This window comes from Bradyrhizobium pachyrhizi (assembly GCF_029714545.1).
Classification (GTDB): domain Bacteria; phylum Pseudomonadota; class Alphaproteobacteria; order Rhizobiales; family Xanthobacteraceae; genus Bradyrhizobium; species Bradyrhizobium pachyrhizi.
Genome location: NZ_CP121667.1, coordinates 7,260,427 through 7,272,856 on the forward strand (window position 1 = coordinate 7,260,427; position 12,430 = coordinate 7,272,856).

Consider the following 12,430-nt stretch of genomic DNA (forward strand, 5'->3'; position numbering starts at 1 on the left):
AATGGTGGCATGAGAACGCCGCAGCTGCGCGCCGGTGAGTACCGGGCTTCAAGACCTTGTAGGTCGTGCGATTGATCTTGATCTCGAAGGTCTTTGGGCGGTCGGGCCGTTAGTTGCCGTCATCGGCTTGTTTGCCGCTTATAGCACGTCTGCGTATTGAGACCAGGACGCCGCGCCAATTGACGGAGAGGGTTGAGATGGTGCAGAAAACTACCATGAAGCAAGCCAAAGCGATGGAGCGTCCGTCTTTCCAGGAAGCAGGCGCAAGCCCTTGAGTTGGTCGCAGTATCGAGAATCTGCCTGTCTTCGGTCATCCGCGCCTCGGTCACGAGCCATATCGGGACCCGCTGGCGTGATCTTGGTTCCAAGCGGGCTTAAACGACCGGATCTCCCAAGCGCACAGATTGCTTGAATGTTAGTCGACCCGGCGAGCTTCGATACGACGAGGACCCATGAAAAAGACGATCAAGGGACTGAAGGCCAGCACGATCGGCCATGTCCTCGGCCAGCGCGCCTTCGCTGCGATCACCGCTGTTGAGGGGATCAGCATGAGCGCCGCCAGCCACAAGCGGCTCGCCGATATGAGCAAGCGGAAGCTGTCGCCCGACGATCAGCGCTCCGAGGTCATCCGGGTCTATCAGGAAGCCAAGTCGCGCGGCTGATGGCGCCCGGCTACGACGCCTACGATGGCCCTTATGTCTACAAGGGCACGACCACCTTCGAGAACAGCTCGGCCCGCACGACGTGGCGCAGTTCGAAGCGTTCGAACTTGAAATGACCACGCGTCCGCGAGCCGCTGCCGCGCGGCAAGCTTGACGCCATTATTGCAGCGTCCTCCGCCATCGCTTCCAGGAAGTCTACAGCTGAGCCGGCAAGTACCGCAGGGTGCGCACGGCAAAGGGCCGCAGCCCCTTCTGCTATCCTGAGTATATTGACGGCGAGATGAGCAAGCTCTTCGCTCCCCTGCCCGCGGCGGTCGGCGCGGACGGCCCGAGGACTTCATCGCGGAAGCAACGTGGTTTCCTCGCGAGCTCAACGCCATTCGTCCCTTTTCGTGAAAGGCAATGGCCGCTCGCAACTCGCATTTTTGGCGATGCTCGGCGAGACTGCGGGCTTTGCGCTCGACTTCGCGCGCGTCCGGCACGCAGCTTCATGGCGGCCACTATCACGAGTCACGCTGGCAATCTGGTGCCGCATTCGGCCGACCTGAGGTCCCTGCTGCGCTGTCTACTGAGAGGCATAGTAAATGTTCTAGACCCATCAATTACTATGGGACGTGGTCCGTTTCTGATCGCTCGCCGAGCGAATGTGCCGTCGTTCTCCGTGGTCAACGGAGCTCTTATCGAACGCGCACAAATTGCACTAGCTTGTTGAGTCGCCGGGTCGTAGGTTCCAGCGCCAACGCAGGAGTTGTGCCATATGGCAGCCACACTTGACAGCGTGATTATTGTGCCTTTTGGGCTGAGCCCACTCGTCATGATTGGCATAGTAATGTATGTGCAGTACGGGATATTTCTTCTGGCCGGCGCCTACGCTTCTTTGCGCGACCTTGCCCTCGGGGCGGGTAGATGGTCCCAGCAACCGCCGCTACACAGGCCCCCAAAGGTTGCTGGGGCCACTTAACAGAAGGCCCGGTTAGTTGGCGGCCTCTGGCGGATTCTTAACGAGCCGATCTCATGCAGCCTAGTCGGTCGTACCCTCATCGTGTCGGGTAATCTTGGTTTCAACGAGAATCTGATCCAGGAGCGAGACCTCGGTGGTCGAAGCGACGACGATGGCCGATGGTCGTTGCGCTTGTATCGATCACAGAGCCGGCTCTCCCCAAGACAGCTCATTGATCCGCTCACTCGCGCTTACTGGAGAGCTCGCTCAAGAGCTGCGGCCGCGCGCTCTTTGCTACGCCATATGCGGTAGCCCGACCTAATCCCTGACAAAATCAGTCGCGACCGAGTTCGCTCATGCGGGCTATATCGATGCTCGCTACCCGCCTTCGGATCTGTTCAAGCGCGGCGCGACGAGGAGGTCCGTCGATGAGTTGTGGCGCCTCGGGATGGGTTATCGCACGGTAGCGCAGTTCGGCAGCATCGAGCGCAAGCGTAGGCTCCCAGCTTTCGAGCCTGCGTTCGACAACAACCTGTTCCAGGTGTTCGAGCAGTGGAATGGCTGTTGTGACGAAACCGGTGTCGATGCAAAAACGTGCCTGCGCAAGTCGGCCGATGAACCGCCCGCGTTCCGAGGTTACCCCGTCCAACACACCCGACAGCTTCTTGAATGCGGCCTGCGGCTGTCCAACATCGATGAGCCTGTCAGCCTCGGCAACCGTTGCCTCGACAGGATCACACCGCTCCGTTTCCTCCACGGCGAGCCAGGCGCGCGTTTCCTCGTCGGCGTACGGCCGGCCGTCGTTGAACTGACAATCCAGGATTCGTGGATAACATCTGACCAGCAAGGCGACCGCCGCGCGCACAGCCGTAGCAGCTGGCGCAAATAATGGCCCCATTTTCTCCAGAGCATTCGCAGCGTGCCGGTGAGCGTCGAGCCAGAACGGTTGTGTCCAGACCAGCTCTTCGGCCATATTCACGACTTCCGCGTGCTGACCTGCCGCAACCTTTGCTTCAAATGCGCAAATGTCATCGCCGGGCGGCAATATCGTCGTGCGGCCCTCCATATCAGGCGGCAGTTCGTCAAAGCGCATCCACGAGCCAACGCGATTGAGCAGATACACTTTCGGGTCTGCGGGGGCGACGACGCGCCGGGCGGCAGCAGCTTGCCGTAGCATATTGAGCAATCGGTCGATCAAGCGGGCCCAGTCGCCGTCGGCGCCAACCGACCCGATTGCGCTCGGCGCTGCCGGTTGAGCAGCCTCGGCTGGAGAGGTTGATTCCACCGGCTTAGCGAAGGCTTGCGCGTCAACTTGGGCCGCCTCAACCGCAAGCTCTGCTGCGGCGGCAATCGCATGCTTGGCTTCATCGTAATGCGATTTCAGCGCCCTGAACAAATCCTCCAAAGCGACCTGCTCGTTGATGAGCTTCTGGCTGAGCTGGCCAGCAAGATCATCAAGGGCGTCATAGGCGTCGAGCACAGCCGGATAATCGGCTTCAGTCGGGGCATTCTCCACTATTGTCAGCCTCAGGCGACCAACGAGCCAATTGATCGCGCCGGCCCGCGCGCGTTCCTGCTTGACCGGCGGAAAAAGCTCCTCCCAGTAGGCCTCCAACATGCAGCGCAGAACGCCCAAGCCGACGGCGAGCCCCTGATAGCCTTCGGTATGAAACAGGCCGTTGGTCGCCCAACAGGCGACCAGAATGTCTTTTGACTGCTTCGACAGGATGTCGAGCGACAGCACAACGACCGTCCGCCAATCAACCGCCAGCGGCCCGTCGGCGTCGATGCGTCGCACCTCAGCTTCGAGCCGTTCGAATTCAGCCGTCTCACGTATATTGCTCCCTGCCGGTGCTGGGCCCGGCACTGGCGCAGCGCCCAGTTGCGCGCGCGCATCGATGTCGCCACGAACCGCAATCCAGTAATCGATCATGCACAAAGAGCCATGCAAGAAAAAGGATTGCGACGGATCGCGGCATCGGCATGGTCGGCGGCGCATCCGCCGCGCAAAATAAACCGAAAGACGACAATCTTGTAAGCCATCGCTGCCACTCCTGCAGGCGCTACTGGAACCCATTCCTTCTCGAGTCCTTCAAGCCTTGTGCCAATTGCGATAGCTCGGTTTGCCGAAACAGTATGCCTAGTCGCCCGTGTCATGGTCCTGACCGCATGTTGCAGGTCCGACATCAGAGACGTTGGTCTCCTGATTAGCTGGCTCAATCACCGCCCCGAGGCGCGAATTTTCCAATACGAAATCCTCTGCTATTTCGTCGCTGGGACAACTCAAGTCGTACGTCACGATAAAGGAAATCGCCCGAGCCGTGCCGGACCCAAACTAGCAACCGCGTCGACAGAACGTCCTTTTGGGCCAGGCAAAGGCGGTCTAATCGTATCTTTCGGGGTTCCCGCCTTGTTCTGACGGGCCGGCGATGTCTCGCAAGGACGGCGGTCGTTGCGAGCTTGCAATCGCCTAGTGGCGGCTGGTCCGCACTCCACTGGAAATGTTGAGCCGTCCGATCCGGACATCAATCATAAAGCGAGGTCGCCTCGGCAAGACCGTGACCGCAGCATCGGTATCAAACAGGTCATAGTTCGGTTCAATGCCCAACCGCGTTTGCGCTGTCTCCGCTACCCGACCAGTGCGACGACGGAAACGAGACCTTTGAGCCGCCGGGAGGCCGAAGCCTAATAAGGAACCGGAATCCGCTCGATAAGCTGACCATCGCAAGTGTTCCGGACAGCGAAGTGGGCGCCTCATCAGACGGCGTTCCGCTTGCATGTCCAAAGCGACAGCGGTCGCGCTCCTGTCGGAAATGGTAGGGAGGCTAGCGCCGGGCTTTTGGATATTCTTTGCCTAATCGGGCGAGAACCCTTGCCGACTGAAGCATCCGGCAACGAAACTAAACGATTGAAGTCCTGCAGAGATCATGAGCTCTCCAGAGAGCCAAGACTAAGGAGGCGGCCATGAAAACCGTCTTGGAAGCACGCGGAGACAAAGACGCCTGCGGTATTCCGTTGACCAGCCTTGATGTAAGCGAAGCAAAGCGCTTTGAAGATGGCAGCATATGGCCCTGCTTCGAGCGGCTACGACGAGAGGATCCCGTTCACTACTGCCGGGACAGTCCATACGGTCCATATTGGTCGATAACGAAATACCGCGATATCGTGTCCGTCGACACCAACCATAAAATATTTACGTCAGAGCAAGGTGTGACGATCGTCGACGTGCCCGAGGAGCATTGGACTCCCAGTTTCATTAAGATGGGCCCGCCTAAACATGCCGAACAGCGCAATACAGTAAGTCCGATAGTCGCACCGGACAATCTGGCGAAACTCGAAGGATTAATCCGCCGTCGCGTCAGAACGATTCTGGATGGCTTGCCGCGCAATGATACCTTCAACTGGGTCGACATGGTTTCGATTGAGTTGACGACGCAGATGCTGGCCACGCTGTTTGATTTTCCGTTTGAGGACCGGCGGCTCCTGACGTACTGGTCGGACATAGCCGTCACAACACCGAAAATTGGCCACGCCATCGACAGCTGGGACAAGCGAAGCGCCGTCCTTTCCGAGTGCCTGGACTATTTCACTCGGCTTTGGAATGAGCGGATAAATGCCGAGCCGCGCCTTGATCTCATTTCGATGATGGCGCATTCATCCGCGACCCGGCAAATGGAGCCACGTGAGTTCCTCGGAAATCTTATCCTCCTGATCGTTGGCGGGAACGACACCACGCGCAATTCAATCACGGGGGGCCTGCTGTTCATGAAGGAGCACCCGTCCGAGCTGCGAAAGCTACGGGATAACCCCAATCTGGTCTCGAGCGCTGTGTCCGAGATTATTCGATATCAGACGCCGATCGCACACATGCGCCGCAACGCCACGGCTGATACCATCATGAGGGGCAAGCAAATCAGAAGAGGCGACAAGGTCGTCATGTGGTACATCTCTGGTAACCGCGACGATGAGGTGATCGAGGACGCCAACAGATTTGTGATTGATCGCAAGAACGTGCGTCAACATCTCTCGTTCGGATACGGCATCCATCGTTGCGTCGGTCGACACCTTGCGCAGCTGCAGCTGAAAATCCTCTGGGAGGAGATGCTGAATGCACGCTTGGAGGTCGAGATTGTTGGCAAACCGCAGCGAATTGCATCGAACTTCGTGCACGGTTATTCCGCGCTCCCTGTCCGAATTATAGCCTAGGCTATCGGATGCACTGAAATGAGGGATGGCCTACACGGCAAAACCGTTCGGTGCATTGGAGGTTGTACCACTGCATGGGGGACCGGCGTGCCCCACTGCAGTTGTCATCGCGGCAAGCTCGGTACTTCTCGACCAAGACTTGCATTGGTCCGCGAGCTAGCTTTCGCAGGGCTCCCAACTGCTTGGAAACCCACAAAGACCGCACGAGAAGCCCGGCGTCTGTGATAAGGCGTGACAAAAATGTGGCGTTAGACGAGCTGCATGCGTGACGACGAACGCCCCCTTCCTTTCGGCCGAAAGGTGGCAGCCGCGGCCAAGCGATCAGTGGTTCCATGCCGCAGGGCTAAACCACCACATTAGGTGAAAGCTTTCAGGCCTCATACAGTAATCGGCCGACACCATACGACCGTTCCGGTATACTCTCAACACGCGTAGCGTCGATCCAGACCAGGCGGTAATCAGGGTGATAACTCTCATCCTGATCGCTGCCCCTACCGCGCATCGATCGACAAGCAAATCCAAAAACGCAAGGAAGTGAGCCACAGCATCTGGCTTTCGGCGAGAGCGATGCCTTGTGGCGACGACTTCCGGCCCTTTCGATGCCGACCTGCATCCTCCACGGAGGATTTAGTTTTCTTGTGATGCGTCAGGTTTCTGACAGCTGACGCTGATACCAAGAGGCTGAACGGCGACGCAGAGGCAATTCGAGACCGCTCCAGCGGAGCAGGAACATGGATTCGCTCAATAATACCAACCGATTCGATCGACATCCGGATACGTACGATGCTGCGGCGGAGACTCCCCAGCTGCAAGCAGATTTTGAGCAACACATCAGCGCGGCGGCGCAAGAGTTCGATACCGCATATCCGCACAAGCAGCTCTTCGATATCGCTGAGGAAGACGACCGCCTCATTCAGGCGGCGACCGATTTAGCTCGCGCTCGGCGCGTCCCGGCGAGCCCAGTCACCATTGGCATTTATGATCGCCGTCTTCGCGAATTGGCTCAGGAGCTCAAGCTTTCCGGCAAAACAATGGCGCCGTTAGACGATGCAAAGTTGCGCGATTGCGCTCAGCAGCTATTTCCAAACGACAGGCTCATGCTATCGGCGTTGTCGCTGATCGATCGCTATCGTGATCCGAACGCCCCTGCTCGCCTCAGCTCAACAAAATATCGTGCGTCGAAGGAAGACGAGCGCCTCCTCAAGGAGGCGGTCCTTGCGGGCTTTGGTCGAATGATCGACCAGAAGAGCGCCGGCACCTATGCAAGCAGCCTTCGCAAACTAGCCGCGCAACTCCTGCCTTCCTCAATAACTCGCCTCGATTACAAGACGCTGGTCGGCCATGCTGGTAGGTTGTTTCCAAATGACAAGATGCTCTTCATTGCGTTGAACCGGCTTCAAGAGTACCGCGCGAGCACCGGCCAAGTCGTTTCGCGTGAGAACGTATACAGTTCGCGGAACTCGCCAGATCCGATCGATCATTTGCCTATGTCTTTTCTCGATCAAGAGCAGCCTTTGGATCGTGATGGAAACTCGTGCGGCGCGGGGGGCGTCGTCAGGTTCGATCTATCTGAGGGGTGGCCGGGAATGGATTCAGCCGGTTACTGGGGCGCGCAAAATTCGGAAAAGGACGGGCAGCAGCTCGGCGCCGCGAATCTGGGCCATCCGCTGCCGGCCGACCGCTTCGATCAACCCTCAACGCATTTCACGCATCAACGATCGGGCAACGCGGCCCAGCAAGAGAACTCACCCGCTGCAACTCATGCGGGTTTTGGCTGGCAGCTGAGCGAGGTCGGTGGTCCGAGCGATCGCATGCTGATGCAGACCCCTCTCTATCAGGCCGGACTATCGCAATCGGAGGCGGCGCCGTCCATACCAGGGGCTACTGGGCACGAATATGTCTCAGCGTCGCGCGGCGAAGGCGGCAATGTTGCATCGCCAGTGGTCCTCTCCGCGGAAGATCATGATCAGGATCTCTTATGGGGAATGTTGGAAGAGGCCGGGCCAGAGTCGTCTCTCCCGACCTGGCACGATCCGAAAGGTCTGGATTTCGCTGAGGCTACCCGTCCCATAAACCGGCCGCACGAGCACCACCCCGCTCCGGCCGCGCAGATATTCGCGCTGGATAGGAGCGGCACCGAGCCGAGCCAGGAGAACCGACCAACCAGATTCGTGATCAACGCTGACAATTACACGGCGCTGTTGGTGCCAGCAGGAGTGAGAAGGCCAAGCAATCCATTCAATCCGCAAGACGCTCACGTTCAGCTCGGACATCAATCGGAGGGCGTTCCCCAGCAAAGCTGGCGGCCGGAGAATTCCGCCGCCCGGGAGTTCATTGGCCGCACCATCGAGCAAACCGGTGCTGGGGCCTTCCCGGGTGAGGCGAAGCGCGCCAAGCTCAGCGAGACTTTTGACGTCCCATTCGCCGCTCCTGAAGACCTTTCCCATCGCACCCAAGTGGTCCCGGAGGTCGCTACGCAGCGCCGCGTGTTGCGTGGCGTGGCCGGTTCGCCGGTGGTCCTTCCGGCGGAAGGTTATGATCAGGATTCGCCCTGGGGAATGGATAAAGACCATTTCCCGCGCTCCGGACCGGCGTCACTTGACCAGGCGCTGGAGGCCGACAAAGCTGGATGGCAGGAACCTGTCGGGTTCGCCTCCACGTGGTGGGCGCAGCCGCTCGACTTTGATTGGTCTATGCCGTCCACATCTCTTGAGCCGATTGCCGGTGCTCCCTCTGCCCCGGAGTTCCAGCGCACGGCATCCGATGCTCAGATCGGCGCGTTAGGTCCGGCAGCGTCGCTGCCCGGCCACAGCAAACTAGAGCTCAGCGCCGAGGACTGGCTAGGCGATGAACATATAGCGGCGGATTATGCGCTCCTGGAACAGGACTTGCTGAGGGACAATCCGGACCTGGCCGCACGGGCGCGGTTCGGGGATCCACTTATAGCCAATTATCAGCTGCGGTTGGGCGCCGACGATGTCGCGCTGCGCGCTTTCCAGCGCATGGTCTTTGATCGGAATGGAAACGACACGGCCGACTTCCTGTTCCTGCCCGTGAATGATGCCAGTGCGACCGACCCCGATCGCCGTGGCACTCATTGGTCGCTGCTGCTCGTTGATCGACGAGAGCGGGCAAGGCCAATTGCCTATCACTACGACTCGTTGGCGGGCACCAACAATGCCATTGCAGCAGATCTCGCCGAAAGGCTGGGGGCTCGCCTGCAGCTGGCCCGCATTCCCCAGCAGAAGAATTTTTTTGATTGCGGCGTCTTTGTGGTGGCCGGCACGCGGGCGGTGGTCGGACGATTGGCGCAAGGAGAGCGGCCGGAGCACGAGCCGCTGCATCTCGACAACCTGGTTGCCGATCGGCAGGCGCTCCAGGACCGGCTCAGCGCTCACCCCCGCTTGGGCTGATGAATTTGGCGGGACGGCTCTCACCGACACCAGACTGTGGGGGGCGCCCAATCAGCGGATCAGGACGACAATGACCTCCCGCTGCTTGGAGGACCTGCCGATTTGTCGGCCGGCAAGGCGCCTCACGAGGCAAGCTGACGAGGAACAACACGATCGGCCAGGTCGCAGCAAACGCTCGCCCCCGACCCCCAAGCATCGCCACGCCAAGAACTCGATCAAGTCTAAGCTAAGCAAGATACCGCGGTCGCCCTGGACGCACATCAAAGGTCAGTCGCTCGGCTGCAAGCCCGTGTCGACCGTTGAGTTGAGCTGGTGATGTTGGAGGGGCGCGACAGCCCGCGCCACATGACCGTATTGCCGGGGGGCGGATGCTCGCGCGGGCGAGATAACGTGCAGTGGCGCCCCCTCGCGTCGCAATTGTGCATGGCTCCTGAGCAAGGGCCCACATCACTCGATGAGCCGACTGAGCGATTCTCTCACCATCTGAGAATGCGCCGGAGCTTGCGAACGCCGGTGAGCTCTCGACGTCTCGCGGCACTGATACGGGGCGATGACGATGCTGGTTGCGGCGCGGCAATCAGAATGGAAGTGCGCTCGGGCCGGGCGTCGGCACGGTTCAGCCATACAGTACTTCATATGCCATAAATCGCAATGAATGCGATTTTATGCATACAAAATGTCAGACACAAGGCGGACGGGCGCCTCGGTAAACAGGACTTCGCCTATTTCAAAAGATCATCAGTGAAAGGCCCGAACAATCAATTGCAGCCGCAGCCCGCCGATCCAGGCGACAGCGGTGGCTAACGATCGACATGCAGAATTGGCCGAACAGGCCAAGGCGACGCGTGGTGCGTGCACCTCCTAGTAGAAAACCCCGGCATTGCTGCCAGGGCTTTCGCATTTCGTGGTTCGGCGTGACGCAGCTGGATCAGAAGTCCATGCCGCCCATGCCACCCATGCCGCCGCCAGGAGGCATCGCGGGACCGGCCGCCGGCTTCTTCGGCAATTCGGCGACCATGGCCTCGGTCGTGATCAAGAGCGCCGCCACGGAGGCGGCGTTCTGGACTGCGGTTCGCACGACCTTGGTCGGGTCGATGATGCCCTTGGAGACCAGATTGCTGTACTCACCCGTCTGCGCATCGAAGCCGTATGAGTACTGCGTCTTCTCCAGGACTTTGCCGACCACGACCGAGCCATCTTCACCGGCATTGATCGCGATCTGACGGGCCGGCCAGGACAACGCCTTGCGCACGATCTCGACGCCGGTCTTCTGGTCATCGTTCTTGGTACGCAAGCCCTTGAGCGCTTCGGTGGCACGCAGCAGGGCGACGCCGCCACCCGGCAGGATGCCTTCCTCGACAGCCGCGCGGGTCGCATGCATCGCGTCATCAACGCGATCCTTGCGCTCCTTCACCTCGACTTCGGTCGCGCCGCCGACGCGGATCACCGCGACGCCGCCTGCGAGCTTGGCGAGACGCTCCTGCAGCTTCTCACGGTCGTAGTCCGAGGTGGTCTCCTCGATCTGCGCCTTGATCTGGGCAACGCGGGCGTCGATGTCGGCCTTCTTGCCGGCGCCGTTGACGATCGTGGTGTTCTCCTTGTCGATCATCACCTTCTTGGCGCGGCCGAGCATCTGCAGCGTGACGTTCTCGAGCTTGATACCGAGGTCTTCCGAGATGGCCTGGCCGCCGGTCAGGATCGCGATGTCCTGCAGCATGGCCTTGCGGCGGTCGCCGAAGCCCGGAGCCTTGATGGCTGCGACCTTCAGGCCGCCACGCAGGCGGTTGACGACGAGGGTGGCGAGCGCTTCGCCTTCGACGTCTTCGGCGACGATGACCAGCGGCTTGCCGGTCTGCACCACGGCCTCGAGCAGCGGCAGCAGCTCGTTCAGCGAGGAGAGCTTCTTCTCGTTGATCAGGATGTAGGCGTCGTCCATCTCGACGCGCATCTTGTCGGCGTTGGTGACGAAGTAGGGCGAGATGTAGCCGCGGTCGAACTGCATGCCCTCGACGACGTCGAGTTCGGTCTCGAGCGACTTGGCCTCCTCGACCGTGATCACACCCTCGTTGCCGACCTTCTTCATGGCGTCGGCGAGGAACTTGCCGATCTCGGCATCGCCGTTGGCGGAGATGGTGCCGACCTGGGCGATCTCCTCGTTCGAGGTGACCTTCTTCGAGTTCTTCTGGAGGTCCGCAACGACGGCTTCGACCGCGAGGTCGATACCGCGCTTCAGGTCCATCGGGTTCATGCCGGCAGCGACCGACTTGGCGCCCTCGCGGACGATCGCAGCCGCCAGCACGGTCGCGGTGGTGGTGCCGTCGCCGGCCGCGTCAGCGGACTTGGAGGCGACTTCGCGCACCATCTGGGCGCCCATGTTCTCGAACTTGTCCTCGAGCTCGATCTCCTTGGCGACGGTGACGCCGTCCTTGGTGATGCGGGGAGCGCCGAACGACTTCTCGAGAACGACGTTGCGGCCCTTTGGACCGAGGGTGACTTTCACGGCGTTGGCGAGGATGTCGACACCGCGCAGCATACGGTCGCGCGCCTCGACGGAGAATTTGACTTCTTTGGCTGACATGATGAGTTCCCTGAGTTTGATGTCTACTCACCTTGGCGGAGCGCCCGGCAGGCGCTCCTCAGGGCGAGCGGTGCGAGCGGGTGGATTAGGCAGCCTTCCTGCTGGACGACACGTCGGTGAGAACGCCCATGATGTCACTCTCCTTCATGATCAACAACTCATGGCCGTCGATCTTGACCTCGGTGCCCGACCATTTTCCGAACAGGACGCGGTCGCCGATCTTGACGTCGATGGGGATCAGCTTGCCAGCCTCGTCGCGACCGCCCGGGCCGACGGCGATGATTTCGCCCTGCGAGGGTTTTTCCTTGGCGGTGTCTGGAATGATGATGCCGCCAGCGGTCTTCTCGTCTGCGTCAATGCGTTTGACAACGACGCGGTCATGAAGTGGACGGAAATTCATGCAGCCCTCCTGAGTGTTTGCACGGTTTGATAACTCCAAGCTGTCAGCACTCGATGCCGATGAGTGCCACAGACGAAAGTGAAATAGGACAAGGGTTTTTCGGGAGCAAGTGTCCGTAGCAGAAAAAATTGGATACTTCGCCACCTGATCTGGGAGTTGCGTTAGCGATCATTGCCTCAACGCGGCCTCGGACCGTGTGGCCCAAGCTGCGACGCAGGCGCGGCACGACCG

At 60.0% G+C, this 12,430-nt stretch carries 7 protein-coding genes; 3 read left to right on the forward strand and 4 right to left on the reverse strand.

The window, feature by feature from the left end:
- Positions 1-452: 452 nt before the first annotated feature.
- The gene (locus tag QA639_RS34325; RefSeq protein ID WP_283088292.1) at positions 453-662 is read left to right on the forward strand and encodes a hypothetical protein; all 210 of its coding nucleotides are present in this window, start codon (positions 453-455) and stop codon (positions 660-662) included.
- A 37-nt stretch (positions 663-699) separates the two neighbouring features.
- Here QA639_RS34325 and QA639_RS34330 read toward each other — a convergent pair whose 3' ends face one another.
- The gene (locus QA639_RS34330) at positions 700-822 is read right to left on the reverse strand and encodes a hypothetical protein (protein WP_283088293.1); all 123 of its coding nucleotides are present in this window, start codon (positions 820-822) and stop codon (positions 700-702) included.
- 1,114 nt (positions 823-1,936) lie between these two features.
- Positions 1,937-3,535 carry a type VI secretion system protein TssA gene (gene tssA, locus QA639_RS34335; RefSeq protein WP_283088294.1) on the reverse strand — a complete coding sequence of 533 codons (1,599 nt, stop codon included), beginning with the start codon at positions 3,533-3,535 and terminating at the stop codon, positions 1,937-1,939.
- A 1,031-nt stretch (positions 3,536-4,566) separates the two neighbouring features.
- On the opposite strand from tssA, the gene QA639_RS34340 reads away from it, so the two are divergent.
- Together QA639_RS34340 and QA639_RS34345 are read left to right on the forward strand one after the other, a co-directional pair.
- The gene (locus QA639_RS34340) at positions 4,567-5,808 is read left to right on the forward strand and encodes a cytochrome P450 (protein WP_283088295.1); all 1,242 of its coding nucleotides are present in this window, start codon (positions 4,567-4,569) and stop codon (positions 5,806-5,808) included.
- A 731-nt stretch (positions 5,809-6,539) separates the two neighbouring features.
- A complete protein-coding gene (locus QA639_RS34345; RefSeq protein WP_283088296.1) occupies positions 6,540-9,221 on the forward strand; it encodes a Ulp1 family isopeptidase in 2,682 nt (893 codons plus the stop codon).
- A 928-nt stretch (positions 9,222-10,149) separates the two neighbouring features.
- Here QA639_RS34345 and groL read toward each other — a convergent pair.
- The gene (gene groL, locus QA639_RS34350) at positions 10,150-11,799 is read right to left on the reverse strand and encodes a chaperonin GroEL (protein ID WP_283088297.1); all 1,650 of its coding nucleotides are present in this window, start codon (positions 11,797-11,799) and stop codon (positions 10,150-10,152) included.
- Between the two features lie 85 nt (positions 11,800-11,884).
- Positions 11,885-12,199, reverse strand: a complete 315-nt coding sequence (locus QA639_RS34355; RefSeq protein WP_283088298.1) for a co-chaperone GroES — start codon at positions 12,197-12,199, stop codon at positions 11,885-11,887.
- Positions 12,200-12,430: the final 231 nt, after the last annotated feature.

Coding starts and splice junctions, on each gene's coding strand:
- QA639_RS34340 (WP_283088295.1), top strand. CDS start 4,567: ATGAAAACCGTCTTGGAAGCACGCGGAGACAAAGACGCCTGCGGTATT.
- QA639_RS34330 (WP_283088293.1), bottom strand. CDS start 822: ATGGCGTCAAGCTTGCCGCGCGGCAGCGGCTCGCGGACGCGTGGTCAT.
- QA639_RS34345 (WP_283088296.1), top strand. CDS start 6,540: ATGGATTCGCTCAATAATACCAACCGATTCGATCGACATCCGGATACG.
- groL (WP_283088297.1), bottom strand. CDS start 11,799: ATGTCAGCCAAAGAAGTCAAATTCTCCGTCGAGGCGCGCGACCGTATG.
- QA639_RS34355 (WP_283088298.1), bottom strand. CDS start 12,199: ATGAATTTCCGTCCACTTCATGACCGCGTCGTTGTCAAACGCATTGAC.
- tssA (WP_283088294.1), bottom strand. CDS start 3,535: ATGATCGATTACTGGATTGCGGTTCGTGGCGACATCGATGCGCGCGCG.
- QA639_RS34325 (WP_283088292.1), top strand. CDS start 453: ATGAAAAAGACGATCAAGGGACTGAAGGCCAGCACGATCGGCCATGTC.